Here is a 23,884-nt window from a genome sequence, read left to right as displayed (position 1 = left end):
CGGCCGCTCGCGAGCAGAAGGACCCTCACATGCCGGATGCCTACCTGAACCAGATTGCCACCGCAGTGCCCGACTACGACGTGCATAGCAAATTTGTCCAATACGCGCCGCGCCTCCTCCCGGACCCGCGCAGCCGGCGCCTGTTTCAGCGCATGGCGGAGCGGGCGCAGATCGAGCACCGATTCTCTTTCATGGAGCCCCACCCGGACGACGACAGGCTGGATACTCAAGGCTTCTATTCGCCGGAGGTTTTTCCCGACACAGCACGGCGCATGGCGTTTTACGAAAGCAGCGCATTTGGGCTGGCGCGCCAGGCGCTCGACCAGCTGGATCTGGCCGGGGTCAGCCATCTGATCGTTACCACCTGCACCGGATTCTATGCGCCGGGGGTCGATCACCAGATCATCGCGCACTACGGGCTCTCCCCCGAGGTCGAACGCACGACCGTGGGCTTCATGGGGTGTTACGCCGCGCTGAACGGTTTGAAGCTTGCGCGCCACATCGTGCGCTCCGAGCCCGGTGCGCGGGTGCTGCAGTTGAATCTGGAGCTGTGCACCCTGCACTTGAAACCATCGGGCAGCCTGGAGGAAATACTGTCCTTCCTCATCTTTTCCGACGGCTGTGCGGCCAGTATTGTGTCTGCGCAAAAGGAGGGGCTCGAGTTGCAAAGCTTCCGCGCCACGGTGATTCCCGGAACGGAGGACCAGATCACCTGGCGCATCGGTGAGATGGGCTTCGACATGAACCTGTCGGGCAAGGTGCCTTCCACCATCGCCGCAGGCCTTCCCTCGCGACTGGGTGCCATTCTGGAAGGCTGCACCCCCTCAGACATCATCCACTGGGCCATCCACCCGGGCGGCCGGACTGTGCTGGATGCGGTTCGCGAGGGGGCGCATCTTGAAGAGGAGCAACTGCGCCCCTCCCGCAACGTATTACGCAACTACGGCAATATGTCCTCGGCCACCATCATGTTCGTGCTAAGGGAAATCATGGACGACGACGCCACCGGACCTGGTTGCGCAATCGCGTTCGGCCCCGGACTCACGGTGGAGAGCATGCGTTTCGCAAAGGCGGCGTGAACATGAGCGGCCTCGCGGAACTGGATCGGCGGAGCAGCGAAGCAGAATTGATGGATGACGCTTCGATCAGCTTCGATGAATTTCATCACTGTTTGCGCAGCCTGGAGACCATCAACCACCTGACCCTTGCCTACCGTCCCACACTGCGCTGGCTGCGGCCCTGGCTCCGCACCGGGCAGCCCCTTCGGGTACTCGATGTGGGCAGTGGTGGGGGCGATATGCTGCGGCAAATCGAGAGCCAGGCCCGAAAGGAAGGTCATTCCCAGGTCGACCTGGTCGGCGTGGACCTTAACCCGTGGTCGAGGCGCTCGGCGCTGTTGAGCGAAGCTGACTCGCAAATCCGCTATCTGACGGGGAACGTCTTAGACTTCGAACCCGATGTGCCGGTCGATCTGGTGATTTCCTCGCTGTTCACCCACCACCTGTCCGACCCCCAAGTGGTGGACTTTCTGCGCTGGATGCACGGCCGTGCCCGCAAGGGATGGTTCATCAACGACCTGCACCGCCACCCTCTGCCCTACTATTTCATTAGGTCCGCCACCGCCCTGCTCAGCCGCAACCGGCTGATTCGAAATGACGCGGCGGTTTCCGTGGCCCGATCATTTACCCGGGAGGATTGGCAACAGTTGCTGCAACGAGCGGGGATCGACGGCGACATCCGCATCCAGTGGCATTTTCCCTTTCGAATCTGCCTGTCCTGCGTAAAAAATGTCGCCGCAACCCATGCCTGTCCTGTTTAGTAGCGGTTCAACCTATGCCCGGTTCAACCTATGCCTGTCCTGATTGAAGGGGGCGCTGCCCGGGGCGCTGCCATGCGGTGCGTTGCCATGCCTGTCCTGATTAGAGAAGAGGGCCGCTGTCATGCCGGGCCGCTGTCATGCCTGTCCTGATTAGAGGGGGAGATGCCCGGTGAGTGGTGGTGTGTTGGAGTCCTTGGTGATTGGGGGTGGTCCGGGAGGCGCGGCGGCGGCAATACAGTTGGCGCGCCAGGGCCGGCCCGTGCGGTTGCTGGAGCGTAGCCGGGGGCTCCACCATAAAGTTTGTGGTGAGTTCATCAGCTGGGAGGCGGCGGCCTACCTCGCCGAGTTGGGGGTTGATCTGCAAGCCCTCGGCGCACTGCCGATTCAGCGCCTGCATCTGATCAGTGCTGGCGATGAGCTGGAAGTTCCTCTCCCCTTTCCCGCCTGGAGCCTGTCGCGCAAGGTGCTCGATGGCGCGCTGCTGGAACAGGCGGAGTACGCAGGGGCACAGGTCGACCGTGGCTGTGCCGCGCGGGATCTGGATCGGCGCAACGGGGAATGGCGGGTGCGTACAGGGGCCGGGGAGTTGAGAGCCGGTTCGGTTTTCCTCGCCACCGGCAAACACGAACTGCGGAACTGGCGCCGGGCCCCCGACCGCGAAACTGATTTGATTGGTCTGAAAATGCACATGCGCCTGTCCCGACAACAAACGATGAAGTTGCGCGGCGCGGTGGAGCTCTACGTATTTGCGCAAGGCTACGGCGGGCTGGAACTGGTTGAAGATGAGGTTGCCAACTTCTGCGTTCTTGTGAGCAAAAGACTGTACCAATCCTGCACGCTGAAATGGCCTGTGCTTCTGGAACATCTTCGGGGGAATTGTCCGCGCCTGCGCGCCCGGCTGATGGATGCTGAATCCCTCTGGCCGCGCCCGCTCGCGGTGGCCGGGGTTCCTTACGGGTATCAGGCGCAGGGGCCCGCGCCGGACGGACTGTTTCGGATCGGTGATCAGGCGGCTGTCATTCCCTCCTTTGCGGGTGACGGCATTGCCATGGCTTTGCACTCCGCGTTCCTCGCCGCAAAGGTCCACTGCTCCGACGGCGGGGCATCCGCTTACCAGCGGGAAGCCCACCGGCACTTTCGGGGGCCGGTCCGCAACGCCCGCCTGTTTTCCGCATTGCTGGCTGCCCACTCCAGCCGCAGGGCCATGTTTCTGCTGGGACGGTGGTGGCCGTCGCTGGCCCGGAGCGCCGCTCGTCGAATGCGAATGTCCGCATACAATCTTCAGGTGCAGCCTCCGTTGAACTTTGAGCGACGTTGATCACGTTATCAATTCAGTCTGCTCGGTGTCTGTCGTTTGTAAGATTATCCGGGTTAGAATGAGATGGCACCCTGCCCAAAACGCCACGCAAGAGCCGTCATCGTTCATGGACTTCGCCGATATTCGCAGTTTCTTTCAGCTCAATACCGCCAACCTGATCGCCCTTGCCTGGTTTCTGCTGTGCTACCGCGGATACTTTCTCTACACTGAGGTGAAAAGCCGCACTCACCCGACCCTGTCCTACGCGATGCACCGGCACCGCCAACAATGGATTCGTTCGGCCCTGTCCCGGGACAATCGCATAGCGGACACCAACATCATTGCCAACCTGGAGCGGAACGTCAGCTTTTTTGCGTCCAGCACCCTGCTGGTCCTTGCGGGTTTGATGACGGTGCTCGGGTCGTCGGACACTGTGACCGTTCTGCTCAACGACGTGCCCTTCTCGGACCCGGCTCACCGGGGCGAATGGGAGTTGAAGATTCTGTTGCTCGTGTTTCTCTTTGTTTACGCGTTCTTCAAGTTTACCTGGGCACTGCGTCAGTATGGCTTCGTTGCGGTGATGTTGGGCGGCGCGAAGCTGGAGGACTACGACAGATCGGCGGGTTCCCGGTCGATGGAGAGTATCGCTAAAATGGCATCCAAGGCGGGAGGTAATTTCAACAACGGCCTGCGGACCTATTATTTCAGCCTGGCCATACTGGGCTGGTTCATCAACGCCTGGGTGTTCATGGCCCTTTCCACCCTCATGGTGCCGATTCTCTACCGTCGGGAGTTCAGCTCCGAAACCTTGCGCGCCTTGCTCAGCATTCTTCCCGAGGAGCCATCCGGAGCCTCCCTCAGCGAGGCAGAGACTGCATTTCAATCAGCCCGTCCTCGCTGATGTTCAGGGTCGGCCGCCAGCCCTGGAGATCGATACGGGCGTTCAATTCGTAGCGGAGTTTTTCCTCGGGCTTGCGCGCAAGGGAATTGATCAGGCGAGCCACCGCCATCAGATCCGCACTCCCTTCCAGAGTGACGGCAGTTTCCGAATAGGGCTCCAGAACCGGCACCTCACTGCTTACGCCGGTGACCAGGTCGAAGCCGTTGAGGGTCAGGGTGTAGCTCATGCCGGTGACCGGCAAGGCGGCACTGTTCGGGTTGGTGAGCAGCAGGCCAATCTGAAAGCGTTGATCCAGGCCCGCCGACTCCACCATCTTCAGAGAGTTGATGGTGACGTTTGGCTTTTGCAGAGCGGGACTGAAGCCGGCGCAGGCCTGGAGCAGGATTGCCGCGGCCACCAGGAGTGCGACAGTGGGCATTCTCGTTTGTAAGCGCATGAAATGACTCCAGAGATCCGTTTCCAATGGACACCGCCGGCGGCATTTAGTTGACCTTCCGCCCCTCCAACCTGGAGCCCGCCCCCTTTACCCCGAAATGGAAGGATTTATGCACCGTTATGGATCGATGTACCTGATATGAACGCATGGCCACCCGTGCCGTGCGGGGAGGAGCCACATGAACAAGGTATTTTGGTCCGGCTGGATCCTCGCCCTGGTTATTTCCAGCGGTGCTGCCCAAACCGATCGCGATGCAGGTGCGGACCGGACGGAGGCACTTGGAGAGGTGGATTTCCCTGTGTCCTGCAGCGCGTCGGCCCAGACGGAGTTCAACCGCGGCATGGCCCTGTACCACTCCTTCTGGTTCGATCCCGCCAAGGAATCTTTCGCACAGGTTCGGGAGTTGGACCCCGACTGCACCATGGCCCTGTGGGGCAGTGCAATCAGCACACTGGGGAACCCCTTCGGTTGGCCGCCAACTCCCAAGGCCATGGAAGCGGCCGGTTCAGCTATTGCCCAGGCAAGTCAGGCAGGTGCGCCGACCCAGCGGGAGCAAGCCTACATTGCGGCACTTCAGGAGTTCTTCCGTGGACAGGACATCGAGCACCGGCAACGGGCGCTGGCCTTCGAGTCCGCCCTGGGCCGGTTGGCGGAGCGCTATCCCGATGATGTTGAGGCCCGGATTTTTCACGCGCTCCTTCTGAACGCCACCGCTGACGCAAGCGATAAGAAATACACCCGACAACTGCAGGCCGCAGAGATTCTTGAGCCTCTGTTTGAACAATACCCCCAGCACCCGGGGATAACCCATTACCTGATTCACAGTTATGACTATGCGGAACTGGCCGAACGCGGTCTGCCGGCCGCGGAAACCTTTGCGCGCATCGCCCCGTCCGTGCCTCACGCTCTGCACATGCCCACCCATATCTACAGTCGGGTGGGCTATTGGCCGCAGATGGTGGAAGGAAACCGGGCCTCCTATGAAGCGGCCAGGTCCGAACTGACTCGGGAGACCCTCAGCGCCACCACTTACGACGCACTGCACGCGATGGATTACATGGTGTTCGGGCATTTGCAACAGGCCCAGGACCAGGCCGCCCGACGTTATCTGGACGAGTTGACTGCCGTTCGGAAAGTGAACGTGGAAAACTTCGTGGCGGCCTACGCCTTCGCCGCAATCCCCGCCCGGTTCGCGCTGGAACGGGGCCAATGGCAGGAAGCAGCGAACCTGACGCTGCCCGCCAGTCTGGACTGGGACAAGTTTCCGCAGGCGGAAGCGATCCTGGTCTATGCCCGCGGACTGGGTGCAGCGCACGTGGGCGATGTTGGCGCGGCCCGGGAAGACCTTGCGCGCCTGCAAGAACTGCAGCAGGAAATGCGACGAGCAAAGGCCGACTATTGGGCAAAGCACGCCGATGCTCAAATCGCCGCTTTGGAAGGCTGGACGGCGTACGCGGATGGCCGCAATGGCCTGGCTCTGAAACGGCTGCGGGTCGCTGCGGACGAAGAAGATGCCAGCGACAAGCACCCGGTGACCCCGGGCCATGTGCTGCCTTCCCGTGTGCTGCTGGGCGAGTTGTACATGGAACTGGAGCGCCCCCACGAAGCGCTGGTTCAGTTTCAGCGCTCCCTGGAGCGAGAGCCAAATCGGTTCCGCGCGGTTTATGGCGCCGCACGCGCGGCGGAGGCTGCCGGCCAGGACGATATCGCCCAGGCTTACTATCACAATCTGCAGGAACTCTGCGTCGATCGGGATACGGAACGGCCGGAACTCAGGCACGCCGCTGCAGCACTGCAGTAGGCGCGATCACCGGGTCAGGAAGACAGCTTGGGGTGGAGATTCTCAGATGGAACTCAACGCCGCGGCTGCACCGCGGCGTTGAGTTAACGGGCCGTTGCCAGGAGGGCAACGCCCGCAAGCGGGACTTAACGTCCCTGCTTCGCCTGGTCGGCTTCCTTCATGCGGGCGCCGCGAAGGATGTTTTCGATGGAGTAGTTGCCTTCGTGGCAGGCATACTCATAGATCGGACCGTCAGAGGGATAGAAGGCCAGTTCCGCAGTCCAGGGCTGGGTGTAGAGGCTGTCGTCTTCCACAATGAAGCGGTAGAAGATCTGATTCTCATCCCAGCGCTCAAAACGCTCGGTAATGCGGCCGTTCTCGCTGATGCTGACGCTGGCCTGGGCCATTTGCTCGGGACGGATGTTGGTGGTCTCAACGTACAACGCACCATCTTCATACCAGCCAACAGAATCCCCGTACCACAGCTTCATTTCATCCGGACGATGATTCGTTCGCGCTTCCTCGGCGTTGTCGTATATGGGGACGATCCGCGCATCGTGAATCATCTCCGTGAGGATCATCACGTGGTCGTCGGTCTGAATGAACTGGTAATTGTTGTTGTAGAGCACGCTCAACATGCCTGGGCCGGCGGTGTTACCGAAGCTGATGATGCAGCGTTCGGTCAAAGGCAGTGCTTCGGGGTCGGAGTTGGCTCCCTCGCCCGTTACATAACGGATGGCATTGGCCCGGCTTGGCTGCTTGCCTTCGCGCCAGGGGATCTGGCCATTCTCCGGGTCCACGATGTAGGAGGTGCGATAGCCGTCCTGCACCTTGGCGAGGCTCTCACCGGGGTCGATCCAGAAGGAGTCGTAACCGCGAACACCGAAGTCCTTCGCACCTTTTTCGGGTGCACCCGCGTTGGGATCAGTTCCGGAAGCAGCGTCCCGGCGCTCGCTGGCGGAAATGCCGGCGACCGGGAGGCCCTGGGCAACGCGCTCCGCTTCTTCGGCAGTCAACTCCAGTTTGTCGATACCCGCTGGGCGGGTCAGTCCGGTCATGGAAATGTTGGTCCAGATTCCGTTCAGGTCGGGACGCTCCTGGGTTTGGGTGGTTTGGGTTTGTGTGGCACACCCCACCACCGCGACGGTGAGTGCAGTGAGCCCGAATTTGGTCACCAGTGACACTTTGTTACTCATCTCATACCTCTTGATGGACAGCCAGTTACCAGCGATTCGGCAACACGGGGTCGGCATTCTAACAGGATGACGCGCGACTGCATCCGCAGGCAACGGTCACGCGGGAGTGCGCCTCTGGAAAAAGGAGGACGGAGGGAAGCAACCGGTTCGCAAACGATCTTGCGGGCGCGCTGTCGGGTTGCGAAACCTCGCAGGATGGGCCCAGGACACAGCTTGCAGGAAAACCCGACCCTCCAACTTTGCGAAACTTTGCATCAGGCCGGTTGCAGTTCAGCCGCATCGCTGGCCTCGGGAGTACTGTTCGCGCGGGCAAGGTCGAGCTGTTCCAGCTTGTGGAGGAGTGAACGAAAGCTCTGACCGCTTTCGTCGATCACTTCATGGGGAAACACAAACACCGGATCGATGCGCGGCGAAACACGTTTGAGCTGAAAATAGTAATCCACCACTCGCTGCCCCACTTCCCCATCGCTGCCGAAACCGCTCAGGTCCACCAGGCCGATCACCCGCCGGGCGTCGCCCCGGGGAAAGGCGATCAGATCCACCACCCGGCTTGCATCCCCCACACGAATCTCCGGGCGGAACTCGATCGCCCGGTCTTCCAGGTGCTGGCGAGCCTCACGGGTGCTGCGCTGGCTGGAGGTTTGCAGATTCAGATTGAGCAGCACGCCGAGCAGCGAATCGTGCAGCGCATCCCCCTGCTCCCCCTTCGCCTGAACCTTGTCCTCCTGCCGCTGCCAGGAGCGCCACAAGTAGCTGCTGATGTTGGTGCGGCTGTGGTCCAACTGCTCGAAGTTGCGGTGCAGGAAATGAAAGGCTTTCTTTTTCGGCCGGCTCATGAGTACATTCAGCTCGCCCTTGCGCTTGTCCGCGTCATCCCCCTGCTTGAACGCGCCCAGGTTGTGCCGGGTCATGTCCCAGAGATAGAAGATGTAATCGCGCTCCTTGCCCTGCAGGGCGGCGCCCGCCCCGTCCAGCACATCCTCGCCGCGTTTCAATTTGCGCAGGTAAGTGTCCTTGACGGCTTTAACGTAGGGCTCGTTCTTGAGGAGGAAGTAGCACAGGGCAACATCCGTTTCCATGTTGATCTTTTTGCCAGTGGTTTTTTCGATCCGCTTGACGGAGCTGACCACGTAATCCATAAAGCGGTCGATCATGCCCGTTTCGATGCCCTTGAACTTGCCGCTGGTGGCTTTCTTGGAGGTTTTCACCGACTGCTCGGAATAATCCACCACCACGGCGGAGGGATGTTCCGGCAATCGCCACTGCATGATGTTCAGCTCATTTCCGTACACGTACCGGTTGGAAAACTCGATGATGTCTGCCGGGCAGCGATAGTGTTCATCCAGCAGTACCGAGGCTTCCTTGATGGCCTTCACCAGACCGAATATGTGGGAACCGCCACCCTTGAAGCCGCGCGCCTGGGTGGAGCGCAGGTGTTCATCCAGTTCGTGATCACGGAACAGATAGTCATCGATTGCCGAGTCCTTTTGCAGCACGGTCTGACGGTCGTCGCCGACCACCAGCATTTTCCTGGCGCGAAACATGAGCGACAGGGAATCGTCCACCCGGCATTGGGTGGCCTCATCCACCACCACCAGGTCGAAGCTCTGCTCACTGCACGGCAGCAGAAAGGGAACGGCCTGCTTGCGCACCAGCCAGACCGGAAACGTCTCGAACAGCTTCTGGCGAAGGTCTTCGAACACACTGCCCGCTTCCCCCAGTGAGCTGAATTGCTTCAGATCGTCCACCAGTGCCATGATGCTGGTAATCCTGTCGGTGCCCCCCCGGCGTCCGGGGCGGGTGGCTCCATCCACGATGTACCGGAGTTTTTCCACCAGCCGTTGGCGAACCAGCTTGTCCTGCTGGCGGTAGCAGTCGTCCAGCTCTTCCAAATCCCCCTGAACGGAGGCTTCCGCGGAGCGGCCGGAGGACCGGCCTTGGAGGCTACGGAACAAACCCAGGGCGCGATGGGCCTCACCGAGGCGAATCGATTCATGCAGCTCGCGGAGCAGATCCAGCAACTCGGCCGACCAACTGTCGGCCTGTTCCAGCAGCGCAATCTGATCACCGACCATTGCCCGCAGGGTCGCGGCGCGGCGTTGCAATGGCTTGCGCAGCGTCCAGCGAAGCTTGCGCATAAATCGTTGCAGGCCGTTGCCCGGTTGTGCCAAATGAGCCTGAACCAGTGAATCCAGATACCGGATCACTTCGTGGCGGGGATGGCCCTCAATGATCGCGTCGAATTCCTCGGGACTGTTCGGGCGATTCTCGATGATATGATCGAGAAGTTTCAGATCGTCTTTCAACATCTGCACGTCGCCGGCAAAATTCCGGGTGGGAACCTTGAAGAACTGATAGCAATCCGCCATGTCGTCCCGGAGTTGGCAGCGATTCTCGATGAAGGCGGTAATGATCTTATGCGCAGTGCCGTTGCTGTGGTTTCTGTCGAGCAGCCGGTCCAGAAACTCGCGCAGACTCTCGATTCGGCTCTCGTCCTCCGCCTTCCCCAGTACGCGACGGTCGAACGGTACTTCCTCCCCCACCTGGCTCAGCATGGTTTGATTGATGCGGGTTCTCAGTGCATCGATTCGGCTTCCGAGCTGGCGCAGGTCCTTTTCCAGCTTCTCGCCCCGGGGCGCCGCCCCGGCGTCCGGCTCCTGGACCTTGAAGCTTTTGGCCAGATTCGCGACCAGTGCCTCCAGGCTTTGTTCGCCGGTCTCCACCTGATCGACCACCTTGATGGCACTGAACAGGAGATCCTTCCAGCGACGCTCCGCCGCACCGCCCCGGTCGTCGCCGATCAGGTAGTCTTCCAGTTTTTCCACCAGAGCCTCAATGGCTGCCTGCTGGTCGCTGACCACCAGTACTCGCTGACCGCTGTTGATGCAATGCAACAGCAGATTCATGATGGTGTGGGTCTTGCCGGTTCCGGGCGGTCCTTCCAGCAGCACGATATCGTGGTGATTCAGCTTGTCCACCAGATTGCGCGTACTCTGGGGCAGTGCGCCGGGCATCCACAGCTGAGGCGCGAACTCCCCCGCATTCTTCACCGGCGCGTCCTGCTCCGGCGTGAGGAAGCGACCCAGCAGTGAGCTGTAGAAACGTTTGCTGGAGTGGTGAGCCACCTCGTTGATCTGATCCAGGTCCAGGTCCAGAGCCTGATCAATCGGATTCAACAGCTTTGGTGCTCGATAGAGGTAGACGCTCTGCAGGTCACATTCGATTCCCCGCACGTTCAGGTCCGCCAGAATCCCGCCCTTGCCGTTCTCGTCCTGGTAGCCAAAGAGGATTTCCCGGGTGCGGTCGAATACGGCTTCTTTCACCGGCATGTGACGGGACACGTGAATGCGATCGTTCAGGCGATCGATGCTGATGTCCTGGGCCAGCAAGTTGGTGAAGAACCGTTCCACCACATCGGTGCCCGCCTGGGACTCGCTGAACTTCTCCACCAGGTGCGCCAGCGCGAGGTAGTTGAGATGAAAGCGGCCTTCGTGGGCCAGTTCCAGATGGACACCGCGACCGGATTCACGAATGCGGACGCGGGCGTAATACAGCGGGAAGCGAAAGGTACGAACGGAGCGGTTGAAGCTGAACAGCGCATCCACTATCTCGAAGCCAACAAAAAACTCCGCGGAGCGGTCCCCGATGAAGCGCTCGCGGAAATCGGAGGCCTCTTCCGGGCTCAGTTCGAAGTAGTATTTCCCGGTCTCGAACCGCTTGATCTCCGCGCCGGTAAGGGGCACGGGAAACTGGGACAATGCGCTCTTGCCCCGGGGGATTTTTTCGCCATCACCCTCGGAACCGGAGCCTGCCGAAGCCAGACTGATGCGGCTGCTGCCGAATATCTCGTCGTAATCAACCCGGATATCCTTCTCGTTGAATCGCTCGCCCAGCTTGGGTTTGTAGAGTTTTGCCTGGGCCTTGGTTTTGGGTGCGGCCTTCCCCGGTGGCTGCTTGGGTTTGTCCTCCGCACTCTTGGCCCGGGTGTCCACCTCCACCGTCTTTTGCGCCAGACTCGGCGTGTAGCGCTCAATGGACTGCAGCACGTCCTTGCGCAGGATCAGGTCGCTGGTGATGCTCTTGCTGCCCTTCACAAAGCTGAACTGGAAGAGCTTGTGATAGGCAATGATTTCCTCCAGTACATCGTTGGGGTGCTGAAGCTTGTCGCTGTAGAGGAGTTGATCCAGCGCCTGCAGACTGCTGCGGCCGACGGTGATGTAACCGGAGGACCCCTCGCGCTCTTCGATGTCCTGTACGATCAAATTATCAATGTCGGATGCAGAGGATTTGAAGTAGTAATAATCCCGATTAAGAAAGCTGACAGAGCTTTCGAAAGGGAGAGGCTCGGGGCGACTGATCTCGTCCTTCAGGAGGTTGCGAACGCAGGCACGGAAACGGCCGAACACAAACCGGGGCACAAAAATCTTGCGCCCTTCGGCGGTATTTTCGAGGGCGTAGACTTGAAAACCGTGGTCGTTGGTAAACCGCTCGATGCGGAACGCATTGCGCCGATCACCCCGCCGGGTGAGCTTCACCTCGATGCCCTGCCGTCGTAAAGCGGGTATTGCCATGGTGCTGTTCTGCCTTTATTCAGCTCTTGCGAAATCGTGCCGGTCAGCGAATCAGCAGGGAAACCCTGCGGTTGCGCGCCCGCGCCTGTTCAAGTTCCACACCCCGTATGCCGTCGACCGGCACAATAGGCCGGGTGTCCGCGTAGCCCACAGCGCGCAGACGCCCCGGCCCGAAGCCCATGGAGCGCAGATGCAGAATGACGCTGCTGGCCCGCTTGCCGCTGAGACTCCAGTTGGTTTCCGTTTCCCCGTCGATCACCCGGTAATAGGGCACGTCGTCACTGTGCCCCTCAACGTCCACCTGGTAGTCGGTGTGATAGATTTCTTCCAGGACCGGCTCCAGTTGCACCAGGGCGTTGGTTTTGATCACGGCGCTGCCGGGCGCAAACAGGGCCGCGGTATCCAGATTGACCCGCACGCCGTCCTTCGCCAGCTCCACGTTGGCACCGGGTACCCCCGGAGATTCCTCGACGATGATGCGCAGGGATTCGGCCAGTTCCACCAGGGTGTCGTCGGTGCTGCCGGTCATGACGCTGCGCAGCCGCTCGAAGGACCCCACGTCCACCTTGCTCATGGACAGGAGCATTACGAAGAACACGCACAGGATCACCATCAGGTCCCCGAAGCTGATATAGAAGGAATCCAGCCCTGCTTCGTCCTGTTCGGTGATCAGTTGATCCAGCTTCATGCCTCGTCCACTTTCCGGTTCATCCGGGTGATATCCAGTATGCGGTCCTCGCGCCGGATCAATACGCTGACCCGGTTCATCAGCAACTTGTGGGTTTCCACATAGACACTATTGTGATGCTCCAGTCGCCCCGCCAGGGGCGTAAACACCAGCGAACCGAGCACGGAGCCAAATGCCGTCGTCATCAGTGCCAGGGACATGGCCGGGCCGATGTTAGTGGGGTCATCCAGGGATTGGAGAACTTCGATCAGGCCGATCACCGTGCCCAGCAGACCCAGGGCCGGGGCGACCTTGGCCCCTTTGTTCAGCAGGGCCACGGCGATTTTGCGGCCCATGAAGATCGTGGCGATCCGGTTGCTGACGAAATCCTCGATCTCCTCGTAAAACAGCTTCTGACGGATCATGTAGATGATGTCGTTCAGCAGCTCTCCGGTGATCTCTTTGCCTTCGCGCAGATCCATGATACTGCGGGATTTGATGATGGTTTCGTCCAACTCCTCGATCGTGGGGTTCAGGTGCTTGACCGGGTTGGCGATAAAAGAGCGCAACACCAGCCCCAGAGTCTTCACCAGGGTCTCAAGATCAAACTGAAAAAGGAGCACGCCCAGGGTTCCGCCCACCACGAAGAAGAAGCTGCGAAAATCATTGAACAGGATCAACTGATCCGATCCGCCGCCTTCCCCGAGGTCCATGCCGACGGCGTTGAACAGCACCGCCACCAGAAGGCCAACGCTGAAGACCACAGTGATGGGATCGAAACGCTTTTTACTTACGGACAGATACTTTTTGTCGATCAGACTGTTCACGATGCTTCCTGTTATGTTTCGGAGGTGGCTGATTCAGGGGGCGCGCTGTCAGCCGGCGCGCCGTCGCCCGCAACCGGCACCAACTGATTGCGGCCGATGTCGCCCACAATAAACTGCTCATGGACTCTGAAGATAAAATCTTTCGGTTCCAGCTCGGTCAACTGCGAGAAGCGCACGACATAGCCTTCGCTCATGGAGACCAATACCTTCATTCCCCGACGCAAATGGCGGATGGTGTCGGCCTCCACATCGTTGACGGCCTTCACCTGCAACTCATTGCGGCGCGAATCCCGGGCCTTGAACGCGTCACCCTCCACGTACAGCAGCTCCGCCGTGCGCCGCTCCACATTGGCCGCTTCCTGATTATCGAGGAAGATAATGCCCACCGGCACTTGCTGCTCATCATCAAAGATCGTGAGGCAGCGGGCCTGGAACTGGGGCACCCGATCCAGCAGGTGGGTGGGTATGTCGAACTCCTTGCGCTGGCTGCTCAACTTCACCATTCGGCGCTTCAAGTCCACCTGCTCCACCTTGCAGATGCGGACATTTTCCGGCAGCGCCTTCTGGGAATCGAGAGCGCGTGATGCGCGGCTCAGGGACTTCTGCTCCCGGTTCAGCTGCATGGTGAGAGCGCTCACCTGGTCCTGCAGATCCCGGTTCTCCCGCTTGAGATCCGCGACCTCCTTTTTCAGATCCTTGAGTTGTTTGCGCTCCGGGTCCGGCAGAGGTATTTTGCTGTCGCCGTTGTTCTGGGATTCATAGCGGGCGATCTCGTCATAGAAACTTTGCAGGATCGCGCCGATCTTGTTCTTCTGCGGGAGTTCGAAGCGAATGCAGGGGTAATACTCACTGACCTTCAGGGCGGCGCCTTCCGGATTCTTGTTGGCCGATTTGGCGTACACACCGAAAACGAAGCTGTCGAGGCAGGCGAGGATGTTTTCCAGGTTGGGGACGAAACCGTGCGCGTCCAGTACAGTTTTGATGGTGGAGGTGGGATCGGCGAACAGCACTTTGTCCAGGGTGATGTAAAAGAACTTGCCGTCGGTATCATAACCAACGGCGGACAACTCCTTGCTCAAGGACGCCCGGGACAGGTCCGCTTCGCCCTTGGCCGCGATGACCTTCGGCTTCGTTTTATCGAAGATTGCCACTTACCTCACCCCAAGTTTGCTGCGGCAAATAAATGCAAATTCTTATTGTCTGCCCGGAGTTGGGCTGAACGGCCGAGTATATACGACTTTAGAATGAAGGATATGGGCTGAGGGCTGATCCTGCCAACGGCGTAGGTCTGTGGTTGCTTCGGGGCGTGTTCAGTGTGAACAGGTTCACAAGCGGAGGCCTGGTTCGAGGCTGGACTGTGCTCTGTGCTCGACATCCATCGAAGCTGTTGGGCCACACTTGTGGGGCGGGCGCGGCAGAACGGGGCCCCTTGGCAGGATCGAACGCGAGGAGAGTAGAAGGGCCTTCCCTCCGCGCCTGAGCGGCGGGAGAGAAGGCGAAGGTTTCAGAAGCTATTGAACCGTATACTGGACCATGTTCGACACCGGCTGGTAATAACCGTCGATGAATTCCTCCAGATAGACCTGAATGACGCTTCCGGGAGTATTGCTGTAATAGGTGTAACTCAGCTCATTTCCGGCGGAGCGCTTCAGAGCCTGGCTTCCATCCTTGATGACCACCCACACCACGTTGTCCCCAAGGCTGCCCGACCGCATGACCTCATAATTGCTACCCAGAGTAACCGTATAAGGATAGCTCGACGGTACGTCGTACACGACCACATTGGACACGACCTCATACGCACCGTCGACAAACATTTGAAGCCAGACACGGAACGAAGACCCAGGCGAGTTGTTGTAATAGGTGTACTCAAGCTCGTTCGCCGCGTTACGCTGCAGCACGATCGCTCCATCCTTCTCAACAACCCATTGGACCGAGTCACCAAGCTGCCCGTTGCGACTCAGGCCGAACAGCTGGTCCACAGTCAACGTGAACTGGCCCTGGCCCACTTCATACTCAATGGTATTGGATACCACCTGGTATTCACCGTCGATGAACTGCTGCACCCATGCCCGATACTTACTGCCATCGGTATTCCCTAGGTAGGTGTACACAAATTCATCCGTGGCATTGCGCTCCAGCACAATCTCCCCGTCTTCTTCGATCACCCATTGGACACTTTCTCCATACCAGCCGGTTCGGGACAACTCATAACCCTCCCCAATGTTCAATTGGATCTTGTCGGTGATTCCCGGGGTGTATTCGATAACATTCGATACGCGCTCGTAGCTTCCAGCAATGTACTGCTCGAGCCAGATTCGGATGTCGCTGCCATGAGTATTGTTCCAGTACTGAAAGGCCAGTTCGGATTTTGCGTTTCGCTTCAGAACTATTGCTCCGTCCTTCTCCACGACCCACACAACGGTATCCCCAATACTGCCGTTGCGCTGAACTTCAAAATCATAATCAGCCACGAGGTGGTAAGGGAGATCAGGACCGTCCTCGCCTTCACCTTCGATAAAAACGGTGAAGTCTTCCGTTTCTCCGTACGTATAACTTCCACACGGTTCCGGATAGCCACCCCACTTCATGGCAATCCTGAGTTTTGAAGTACCCTCGGTCCCGTCTGGAATGTGGACATCAACATCATTGCTGGTATTACCCGAGAACTCGAACAGCACCTCCTCTTCTTCGAAAATACCGTCGCTGTTCAGGTCGATCCAGGCTCTCCAGTGCTCCACGTAGGCGGAACCACCGTAACCCGGATTCACGCTCAGCGAATTATCACCGGAATGCATTCCGACTATCCCGGGATGGGCGTGGTACCCCCCGTTTTGTCCTGAGACAAACTCCTCGCCGTTGATAGCCACCGATTCAATCCATTCGGTATTGGAGTACAGGCCGTTTGACGCGCAGTACTCCGGTTCTTCCAGAGCCTGGACACCAATACTGGAGAGCGCAAAACCAGAAAAAAGTATGATCTGACGAAAGTTTTTCATAGACTCCCTTTTATTTTATGCCGCAGCCTTACTGCGTGTTTCCGTAAACAAAATAACGCCAAAGCAAATTACCTCAGCCGCACCCAACGCGCAACCGATCCCTTTCTTTGCCTGGACACACAGGCTTGCCCTTCTTTCCTTGGACATGCATGGTTTATCCATTTGTACAGCGCTCCGGTCTGGTGGTCATGGTGATTGAACAGCGTGGCCCGGCAAGCCGATTTGATTTCCCTTGCCAGGACACACAGTGATTTGCCAGGACACACAGAATGTGCTCGCTTCGAACACAACACCGATCATTGGGGACACGATTGCGGGACACGCATTCACGCTTCACTTCGAGGGTTTGACCAAACCCGATCCAATACTGTATATTCATCCACGGGCAACAACACAAGGAACGTTGACGTGCCAATCCCTCGCAAGAACATCGTTTCGCTTGAGGCAACTCCCTACTACCACGTGACCGCCCGCTGCGTACGGCGAGCATTCCTGTGTGGTGTCGATGCGGTCTCCGGGCGATCTTTCGAACATCGACGAAAGTGGATCGAAAACAGGATCCTGGAGTTGAGCCAGGTGTTTTCGATCGACATCTGCGCTTATGCAGTCATGTCGAACCATTTTCATGTTGTTCTGCATGTAGATCGCGACAGAATCGTTCAGTGGAGCGATCTTGAGGTGTGCCAGCGGTGGCATCGCCTATGTCGCGGAACTCCGCTTTCGCAACGATTTGAGCGCGGACGCCCCCTGTCCGAGGACGAGCGCGATGAGCTTGCGCCCAAGTTGGACGAGTGGCGGAATCGGCTATGCAGCATCTCCTGGTTCATGAAGCTTTTGAACGAACCGATTGCGCGGGAAGCCAATCGGGAAGACAACTGCACGGGCAAATTCTGGGAGAGCCGATTCAAGTCTCAGGCACTTCTCGACGAGAAAGCACTGGCCGCTTGCATGACCTACGTCGACCTCAACCCCGTCCGGGCGAAACTGGCCGACACCCCTGAACAGTCAGAGTACACCAGCATCCGACGGCGTCTTGTTGCCGTGGCGGACGGCGCAATTTCACAACAACCTGTTTCGCTGATGCCTTTTGAAGACAGCGCCCGCAAGCCGACCTCAAAGGCGATGCCTTTTAGCTGCCACGACTACATCCAACTCGTGGAGTGGACTGGTCGTATGGTTAGAGAAGGCAAGCGTGGAGCGATCAAAAACACCCTTCCTCCCGTTCTTTCACGGCTCCAGCTCGAACCGCGTCACTGGCTGTTCATGGCCACCAATTTCGAATCCAGGTTTAAGTCGATGGTTGGCAACTGGTTTGAGCTGAAAAGGGTTTGTAAAACGCTCGGCTACCGACGAACACCTGGGCTTTCTGTGTGCCGACAGCTCCTTTGAGCGACAACTTCTACCCGCCGTACTGCATCAATCAAGTCTCCTTTGCGGGACTGTCACCTTCTCCCTGATCTTCTTCCATTTTACCTTCCCACGCTACAATTCCATATCTGTGCGTTGCCGATCTACTACGGGAAACCGATGCCTGTCCATGCGCGCAGACATATGCAAGTAAGCGAGCTGTGTGTCCCGGTAAGGGGATTCCCAACCAAACATGTGTGTCCCGGTAACACCGGTAACCAACCAAACATGTGTGTCCCGTTAAGAAGCACCGGTAACAGTAGGCGTGTGTGTCCCGATAGAAAGGGTGAAAATCCACACCGGTGTGTGTCCCGAGAGGAGGAAGAGAGGTTATTCGGTGGGAGTGAGGCCGGGGCCGCTTCGAATCCAGTCTCGGATCGCGAGGATTGCGGGTTCGTTGCTACGCTGTTCGGGATAGACGAGGAAAAAGGGCTTGCCTTCGAGGACCGGGCCGAAGGGTTCGATCAGGCGGCCCTGATCTATTTCTTCTGCAACCAATGCGCGGCTCATGAGGGCGACGCCTTGTCCAGCCAGGGCGGCGCTGACTGCGTGGGTTTCGTCGGAGAACACCAGGCCGGCGGTGACGTCCAGGCCCTGGATCTGCGCCCGGCCTTGCCAGGCGGCCCAGTCGACCGGGTGGCTGATGGCGCCGGGTGGCTGGAAATGAATGAGAGGGTGCCGGGGCAGATCAGCGGGGTCGTTCAAACCAAGGGAGGGACTGCAGGCGGGCACGAAGATGTTATCAAACAGTTTTTCCGATACGAGTCCCGGCCAGCGGCCATCGCCATAACGGATCGCGACGTCGGCACTGGTTCCGTCCAACGGCACAGGCTCGTGGGACGCATGAATTCGCAGGTCAATCTGCGGGTGGAGCTCGCGCAGCTGACACACCCAGGGAAGCAGCCAACGCACCGCAATGGAGGGGGTAGTGCTCAGGGTGACAGCTTGCCGGGCCGGCGCGGCTTTCAAGCGCTGCACCACGCTCTGGATGTTATGGAATGCGGATTCCAATACCGCCTGCAACTCGCGGCCCTGGGGCGTGAGTTCCAACTGACGCGGCTTACGGATGAAGAGCGCGAGCCCAAGCGAACTTTCAAGGGCGCGGATCTGATGACTGACCGCCGTGGGTGTTACGGCGAGTTCCTCCGCTGCCCGTTTGGCGCTTTGATGGCGCGCTGCCGCTTCGAAGGCGCGCAGGGCGGAAAGTGAAGGGAGTCGACGTTGGCTCATGGATGAGAAAATTTTTACCGGAATCGAAAAAAATCGTCGTTTGTGGAGCCCGGAGTATCGAACTAGCCTGCACTCACTGTCAACGTCGCTGATTGCCAAGCGGCGGTGGATGAATTTGATTCAGGATAAGGAGCTGTCACGATGACTCTGCTGCAACTGGACGCCAGCGCCCGCCCGGGCCGCGCCGGCACCCACTCCCACGGGTCGCTTACCCGCCGATTGACCCATCGCTTTGTCCAGGGCTGGAAGTCCAACTGCCTCGGCGATGAGGTGATCTACCGGGACCTGGGCGCCACCCCTCCCTCTCATATCGATGGCGCATGGATTGAGGCGGCCTTTGCCGGACCGGAACAATGGGAGCCGCGCATGGCGGCCGTACTGGCCGAAAGCGATCGGCTGATCGAAGAGGTGCTGGCCGCTGACGTTCTGCTGATCGGGGCGCCGCTCTATAACTTCGGCATGCCCGCCGCTCTGAAAACGTGGATCGACCAGATTGTCCGGGTCGGCAAGACCGTGGATTTCGACCCAAGCAAGCTGGACGACCCGTTCACCCCCCTGCTTACGGACCGTGAACGCCACGCCGTCATCCTGAGCTCACGAGGTGGGCAAGGACTTGAACCCGGCGGCGAGCTGGCCCATATGAACCACCTGGAGCCGCACGTGAAAACCGCACTCGGGTTTATCGGCATCGAGCAGTTTCACTGCGTCGCCATCGAATGCCAGGAATTTGGCGGCGAATTGCTGGCGGCATCCATCGCCAATGCCGAAAGTCAGGTGGACCGGCTGGTGAACTCGCTGGCCAAGAGTTTGAACCCCGTGGCGCTGGCCTCGGCCTGAACAGCGAGGATGCTCCATGACAACTCCCGCGATTATTCTCGGTCTGCTGTTTCTGCCCGGCCTTGTGGGCTTGATTCTCTGTCACCTGCGCAACGCGCCGCCGGATTTCCCCCGCTGGGCGTTCACGGGACTCGGGCTGAGCTTTCTGTTCTTCGCCCTGGGTCACTTCGCGCGCACCACCGCGATGGTGGCCATGCTGCCTCCATGGGTTCCAGCCCGGGAACTACTGATTTACGCAACCGGCGTTCTGGAGGTGGTGATCGGTCTTGCCTTGTTCAGCCGCAGGTATGGACACCTCGCCGCCTCGGCAGCGCTCGTGGTTCTTGTTACCTTCTTCCCGGCGAACATTTACGCGGCCTGGAATCAGGTGGGCATGGGGGGACATGAGTGGGGACCCGTTTATCTGCTCATTCGCGCCCCCTTGCAGATGCTGCTGATCGCCTGGGCGGATTTTTGCCGGCGCTCGCCACGCGCCACCCCCCTCACCTTCCACCAACGCGGGTTTGAACCCGAAGTCGATTAGGTTTTTGGTTAAGCGGCCACTACTTGCTGGCCGCTTTTTCTTCCTGCAGGCGCGCGCCGCGGAGAATATTCTCCATGGCGTAGTTGCCCTCGTGACACGCGTATTCATAGACCGGACCTTCGGTGGCGTGGAAGCTCAGTTCTGCGGTCCAGGGCTGGGTATAGAGGGTATCGTCATGCACGGTGAAGGCGTAAAAGATCTCCGTATCCGAATGGCGTTCGAAGCGTTCAATGATGTGGCCCTTGTCGGTGATGCGAATGGAGCTGTTGGCCGCCTGCTCCGGGCGGATGTTGATGGTTTCCACAACGAGGGCATCGCCTTCGTACCAGCCCACGGAGTCTCCGAACCAGGGTTTCATGACCGCGGGCCGGTGGTTCGCGCGTGCTTCGTCAGCCGAATCAAAAATTGGAATAATGCGGGCATCGTGCACCATCTCCACCAGAATCATCAGGTGGTCATCGGTCTGCACGAACTGATAGTTATTGTTGTACAGAACGCTGAGCATGCCGGGCCCTGCGGTGTTTCCGAAACCGATCAGGCAACGTTCTGACAGTGGCATGGCTTCGGGCCCCTCGTTGCCGCCAATGCCCGTCACGTAGCGATTGATTCCGCCCCGCTGTTCCCAGGCACCGGCGCGGCGGGGAATCTGCCCGTTTTCCGGCTCTACGATGTAGGAGGAACGATACTCGCCCTTCACCAGCGCCAGACTCTCGCCGGGATCGGTCCAGAAGGCGTTGTAGCCACGCACTCCAAAATCAATACTGCCGGCGGGCGGCGCACCTGCGTCCGGGTCCGTGTAGTCATCGGCTTCGATCTGGTCCCGGGGGATACCGGCAATGGGCAGCCCCTTCGCCACGTTGTCCGCCTCCTGGGGTGTGAGCACGAGTTTATCGATCCCCTTGGGGCGGCTCAGCTCCGTCATGGAAATATTGGTCCAGATCCCGGTGAGGTCGGGGCGCTCGGCGGCGAAGGCGGGGATGGTGAAAGCAACGGCGAGTGTGGTGATTCCGAGTTTTGCGGCAAACGATGACTTGATCGTCATGATGGAAGCTCCTCAAGCGACTGGCCTTACCCTGGGACTGAGCCGCGCGGGCAAGAATCATTCTTATGGGTTGTTATGGTCGGATGGTGCCGGGCATTGCCAATATCTGGGAAGCATCCATCAGAGCGTTGCCCTTGTAAATATCGATTGAGAAGTACTTCGTAAATTTTTTTAAATGGGCGTGGTGATTCACCTGTGACTGGTCGGACAAGCAGCGATTGGCGTTCAGGAGTTCGAATCTTCCCCACCGGCCAACAGGTCACTGGCGAGCACTCGTGAACGCTTCCCCGTAAGCGCCTCCACCCTGTCACGCAAATCCTGCAACGAGGTTTTGCGGTCCATGAGCTGCGGGACTACATCGTCCAGCGTGTAGCCGCCCCGGCTGTGCTTGCGGATTTCCTGGTCAAGGGAGCGAAACAAAATCGTGGCGCGCGCAGTTCGCGCGCCGGTTGAGTGTGGTGCAATCAAGGTTTCTACATCCGCTCCCCACTGGCCCAGGTCGTCGAACACTTTTTCCCGGCGGGCATCGGTCATTCCCCCGGCACGGTGAAGCAGCTCCACGGCGTAAAACTCCGCGATGCCCTCGGCAATCCAGTCATGGCCTTTTTTGCCGCGAATGCTGCCCACCATATGGACCAGTTCGTGGATCAGGGCACTGGTTCCATTTTCGCTCACCAGCGGGCGGTCCGCGTGCAAAAAGAGCGAGTTGGGTCCGGAGAGGCCGCCCCGCCACATGGGCTCTCCCGCGCCAACGATCAACAACCGGGGTGGTGTGGCCCGGAACACATTTTCCAGTTCCGGCCACACGAAGTTGAGAAAACTGAGCACATCCATGCGGTGCAGACGGGTGCCCACCGGAGCGCTGACGGAGATTCGGGTCTGCCCGACCCGGTCGCGACGAGTGCCGGTTTTTCCCGCGATCATCCAGCCCGTGGGCCGGTCAAAGCGGCGTTGCGGATTGTCCACCAGAAAGCCCTGGCCTGCCTCATCCCGGGGCCAACCGGTATTGACGCTCGGCCAGCCCTTCGGCAAGTCGAAGTGCAAGGTGGCCCGGGATTCAGCTCCTTTTACAGAACGCACGGTCGCCGGGGGAACCAGGTCATCGCCGCGAAATATGGCCCAATCATCGTTGATGTACGCATCGTACTCACCCGGGTCGCGCTCGCTGGGGATCTTCACTCGCAAGGTGAGCCGCGCGTCGTCCGCGGGCGGAGTCCATCGAGCCCGTTCGTTTTCCACCTCGAGTGTACCGTTGGCCCGGAACTCACTGTGGACCCGGGAATCAATCCGGAAATCCAGTTCCCGCAGCAGGCGCGCGTCGGGAATGGCCACGGTCACAAGGGCAGCCTGCTCTGACGGAAGCAAGTCAACGTTGTAACGCAATTCATAAGTGCTTGCGTCTGCCGTCCGGGCGGTTTCAGCCGCAATTGCGGCGAAGAAAAACAGCACACAGGCTAGAAGCAGAACTGATCGACTGGATGACATCAACGTCCGTCCTTGCTGCAACATGAACATTTTTTACAAGATCGCATTACTTTACAGGGCCGCAACAAGCCGGCGCCGGAACTGGCTCAGCGAAAGCATCGAAACGGGATCACAAGTCTGCGGAATGCGTCGCGCGGTGCTCTGAAGGAGGTAAGACGCGCAGGTGGGAGTCGGGGTTCCGCACGAGGTGCGAAACCCGACAGGGAGACGGGAACTACTTGGCCTGACCGGTCTGGACGCTGCGCTTGCTGAACCGCCAACCGTCACGGGTTTTAACCAATTCATCGGAATAGGTCCCGGTGGAGAGAATCGTGGCAGGCTGAGTGCTGGTGTCCACGAGCATCAGATACACGGAACCTTTGGCGGTCTTGCCGTCGCCGGTAATCCTCAGGTTGCTGTTCCAGTGCTTGCGGGTAGCGCCGTTCATCTGCTCGGTCCAGCGTTTGATGAAGCCCACCAGCGCATCGCGGCCTTCGAAGCTGTTGAAAACTCCGTCGGGTGTAAACGTGTCCGCATAGGCTTCCCCGTCGCCCGTGTCGATGGCCCAGTTGTACTGCGCGTAGAGCTGCTGGATTTCCGCATAGTCCTGGGCCTTGAGGCCGCCAGCCAGTGCCGGCACCGCGCTCGCGATGGCAAGGGTGCCCAGAAGCAGGGCAAAAATTGATTTTTTCAAGCTCATAAGTCCTCACTATTGGTTATATCGGTGTAGCCATTCCATAGGTCCTGGCATCATACACACAGTCGCTGGCGAACAGCAGATCCCTAACCTTTCCATACATGAACCATTTGATGCACGCTCCTGCGCGCCGTACCATCTCCGGTTAACTGCCGATGAATCAGCCCGCCCCCGGAATCCGAGGAGAATGA

At 59.2% G+C, this 23,884-nt stretch carries 19 protein-coding genes; 8 read left to right on the top strand and 11 right to left on the bottom strand.

Annotated features, from left to right (window positions below; all coding sequences use genetic code 11):
* Positions 1–29: 29 nt before the first annotated feature.
* The 4 genes from ACURWW_RS09900 (at position 30) to ACURWW_RS09885 (ending at position 4,017) form a co-directional block, all read left to right on the top strand.
* Entirely contained in the window at positions 30–1,079 is a 1,050-nt protein-coding gene (locus tag ACURWW_RS09900) for a type III polyketide synthase (RefSeq protein ID WP_445617101.1), read from the top strand.
* Positions 1,080–1,081: 2 nt separating this feature from the next.
* The gene (locus ACURWW_RS09895; RefSeq protein ID WP_445617100.1) at positions 1,082–1,819 is read left to right on the top strand and encodes a methyltransferase domain-containing protein; all 738 of its coding nucleotides are present in this window, start codon (positions 1,082–1,084) and stop codon (positions 1,817–1,819) included.
* A gap of 181 nt (positions 1,820–2,000) precedes the next feature.
* Positions 2,001–3,137: an NAD(P)/FAD-dependent oxidoreductase gene (locus ACURWW_RS09890; RefSeq protein ID WP_445617099.1), complete on the top strand. Its 1,137-nt coding sequence runs from the start codon at positions 2,001–2,003 to the stop codon at positions 3,135–3,137.
* Between the two features lie 106 nt (positions 3,138–3,243).
* On the top strand, positions 3,244–4,017 hold the full coding sequence (locus ACURWW_RS09885) for a DUF599 domain-containing protein (RefSeq protein WP_445617098.1): 774 nt from the start codon (positions 3,244–3,246) through the stop codon (positions 4,015–4,017).
* On the opposite strand, the gene ACURWW_RS09880 is transcribed toward ACURWW_RS09885, so the two are convergent.
* Positions 3,974–4,453 (bottom strand): LEA type 2 family protein, encoded by a 480-nt coding sequence (locus ACURWW_RS09880; protein WP_445617097.1) that lies wholly within the window; start codon positions 4,451–4,453, stop codon positions 3,974–3,976. The genes ACURWW_RS09885 and ACURWW_RS09880 overlap by 44 nt on opposite strands.
* Positions 4,454–4,631: 178 nt before the next feature.
* Between ACURWW_RS09880 and ACURWW_RS09875 the strand changes: the two genes are divergently transcribed.
* Positions 4,632–6,254: a hypothetical protein gene (locus ACURWW_RS09875; protein WP_445617096.1), complete on the top strand. Its 1,623-nt coding sequence runs from the start codon at positions 4,632–4,634 to the stop codon at positions 6,252–6,254.
* A gap of 125 nt (positions 6,255–6,379) precedes the next feature.
* Here ACURWW_RS09875 and ACURWW_RS09870 read toward each other — a convergent pair whose 3' ends face one another.
* From ACURWW_RS09870 to ACURWW_RS09845, 6 genes are all read right to left on the bottom strand, one after another.
* Positions 6,380–7,429, bottom strand: a complete 1,050-nt coding sequence (locus ACURWW_RS09870; protein WP_445617095.1) for a hypothetical protein — start codon at positions 7,427–7,429, stop codon at positions 6,380–6,382.
* 254 nt (positions 7,430–7,683) lie between these two features.
* Positions 7,684–12,000 carry an AAA domain-containing protein gene (locus ACURWW_RS09865; RefSeq protein WP_445617094.1) on the bottom strand — a complete coding sequence of 1,439 codons (4,317 nt, stop codon included), beginning with the start codon at positions 11,998–12,000 and terminating at the stop codon, positions 7,684–7,686.
* A 43-nt stretch (positions 12,001–12,043) separates the two neighbouring features.
* Positions 12,044–12,688: an OmpA/MotB family protein gene (locus tag ACURWW_RS09860; RefSeq protein ID WP_445617093.1), complete on the bottom strand. Its 645-nt coding sequence runs from the start codon at positions 12,686–12,688 to the stop codon at positions 12,044–12,046.
* Entirely contained in the window at positions 12,685–13,494 is an 810-nt protein-coding gene (locus ACURWW_RS09855) for a MotA/TolQ/ExbB proton channel family protein (RefSeq protein ID WP_445617092.1), read from the bottom strand. The genes ACURWW_RS09860 and ACURWW_RS09855 overlap by 4 nt, the downstream gene beginning before the upstream one ends.
* 11 nt (positions 13,495–13,505) lie before the next feature.
* Complete coding sequence (locus ACURWW_RS09850) at positions 13,506–14,645, bottom strand: hypothetical protein (protein WP_445617091.1); 1,140 nt, start codon at positions 14,643–14,645, stop codon at positions 13,506–13,508.
* Between the two features lie 360 nt (positions 14,646–15,005).
* Entirely contained in the window at positions 15,006–16,493 is a 1,488-nt protein-coding gene (locus ACURWW_RS09845) for a GEVED domain-containing protein (RefSeq protein WP_445617090.1), read from the bottom strand.
* 408 nt (positions 16,494–16,901) lie between these two features.
* Between ACURWW_RS09845 and ACURWW_RS09840 the strand changes: the two genes are divergently transcribed.
* A complete protein-coding gene (locus tag ACURWW_RS09840; RefSeq protein WP_445617089.1) occupies positions 16,902–17,882 on the top strand; it encodes a transposase in 981 nt (326 codons plus the stop codon).
* A gap of 348 nt (positions 17,883–18,230) precedes the next feature.
* On the opposite strand, the gene gcvA is transcribed toward ACURWW_RS09840, so the two are convergent.
* Positions 18,231–19,130, bottom strand: coding sequence for a transcriptional regulator GcvA (gene gcvA / locus ACURWW_RS09835; RefSeq protein WP_445617088.1), 900 nt, complete (start codon positions 19,128–19,130; stop codon positions 18,231–18,233).
* A 141-nt stretch (positions 19,131–19,271) separates the two neighbouring features.
* Between gcvA and ACURWW_RS09830 the strand changes: the two genes are divergently transcribed.
* Together ACURWW_RS09830 and ACURWW_RS09825 are read left to right on the top strand one after the other, a co-directional pair.
* Positions 19,272–19,967 (top strand): FMN-dependent NADH-azoreductase, encoded by a 696-nt coding sequence (locus ACURWW_RS09830; RefSeq protein WP_445617087.1) that lies wholly within the window; start codon positions 19,272–19,274, stop codon positions 19,965–19,967.
* 16 nt (positions 19,968–19,983) lie between these two features.
* Entirely contained in the window at positions 19,984–20,490 is a 507-nt protein-coding gene (locus ACURWW_RS09825) for a DoxX family protein (protein ID WP_445617086.1), read from the top strand.
* Between the two features lie 19 nt (positions 20,491–20,509).
* Here the strand turns inward: ACURWW_RS09825 and ACURWW_RS09820 are convergent, their stop codons facing one another.
* From ACURWW_RS09820 to ACURWW_RS09810, 3 genes are all read right to left on the bottom strand, one after another.
* Entirely contained in the window at positions 20,510–21,532 is a 1,023-nt protein-coding gene (locus ACURWW_RS09820) for a hypothetical protein (RefSeq protein ID WP_445617085.1), read from the bottom strand.
* A gap of 225 nt (positions 21,533–21,757) precedes the next feature.
* On the bottom strand, positions 21,758–23,017 hold the full coding sequence (locus tag ACURWW_RS09815; RefSeq protein WP_445617084.1) for a hypothetical protein: 1,260 nt from the start codon (positions 23,015–23,017) through the stop codon (positions 21,758–21,760).
* A gap of 214 nt (positions 23,018–23,231) precedes the next feature.
* Positions 23,232–23,690: a nuclear transport factor 2 family protein gene (locus ACURWW_RS09810; RefSeq protein ID WP_445617083.1), complete on the bottom strand. Its 459-nt coding sequence runs from the start codon at positions 23,688–23,690 to the stop codon at positions 23,232–23,234.
* Positions 23,691–23,884 lie beyond the last annotated feature (194 nt).

Source organism: Gilvimarinus sp. F26214L (genome assembly GCF_054401055.1).
This window is presented reverse-complemented; position numbering and strand designations above follow the sequence as displayed.

What these genes read in the sequence shown, in the direction of transcription:
- ACURWW_RS09865 (WP_445617094.1), bottom strand. Translation starts at nt 12,000, where the DNA reads ATGGCAATACCCGCTTTACGACGGCAGGGCATCGAGGTGAAGCTCACC.
- ACURWW_RS09870 (WP_445617095.1), bottom strand. Translation starts at nt 7,429, where the DNA reads ATGAGTAACAAAGTGTCACTGGTGACCAAATTCGGGCTCACTGCACTC.
- ACURWW_RS09825 (WP_445617086.1), top strand. Translation starts at nt 19,984, where the DNA reads ATGACAACTCCCGCGATTATTCTCGGTCTGCTGTTTCTGCCCGGCCTT.
- ACURWW_RS09875 (WP_445617096.1), top strand. Translation starts at nt 4,632, where the DNA reads ATGAACAAGGTATTTTGGTCCGGCTGGATCCTCGCCCTGGTTATTTCC.
- ACURWW_RS09885 (WP_445617098.1), top strand. Translation starts at nt 3,244, where the DNA reads ATGGACTTCGCCGATATTCGCAGTTTCTTTCAGCTCAATACCGCCAAC.
- gcvA (WP_445617088.1), bottom strand. Translation starts at nt 19,130, where the DNA reads ATGAGCCAACGTCGACTCCCTTCACTTTCCGCCCTGCGCGCCTTCGAA.
- ACURWW_RS09815 (WP_445617084.1), bottom strand. Translation starts at nt 23,017, where the DNA reads ATGTCATCCAGTCGATCAGTTCTGCTTCTAGCCTGTGTGCTGTTTTTC.
- ACURWW_RS09860 (WP_445617093.1), bottom strand. Translation starts at nt 12,688, where the DNA reads ATGAAGCTGGATCAACTGATCACCGAACAGGACGAAGCAGGGCTGGAT.
- ACURWW_RS09830 (WP_445617087.1), top strand. Translation starts at nt 19,272, where the DNA reads ATGACTCTGCTGCAACTGGACGCCAGCGCCCGCCCGGGCCGCGCCGGC.
- ACURWW_RS09880 (WP_445617097.1), bottom strand. Translation starts at nt 4,453, where the DNA reads ATGCGCTTACAAACGAGAATGCCCACTGTCGCACTCCTGGTGGCCGCG.
- ACURWW_RS09845 (WP_445617090.1), bottom strand. Translation starts at nt 16,493, where the DNA reads ATGAAAAACTTTCGTCAGATCATACTTTTTTCTGGTTTTGCGCTCTCC.
- ACURWW_RS09900 (WP_445617101.1), top strand. Translation starts at nt 30, where the DNA reads ATGCCGGATGCCTACCTGAACCAGATTGCCACCGCAGTGCCCGACTAC.
- ACURWW_RS09895 (WP_445617100.1), top strand. Translation starts at nt 1,082, where the DNA reads ATGAGCGGCCTCGCGGAACTGGATCGGCGGAGCAGCGAAGCAGAATTG.
- ACURWW_RS09820 (WP_445617085.1), bottom strand. Translation starts at nt 21,532, where the DNA reads ATGACGATCAAGTCATCGTTTGCCGCAAAACTCGGAATCACCACACTC.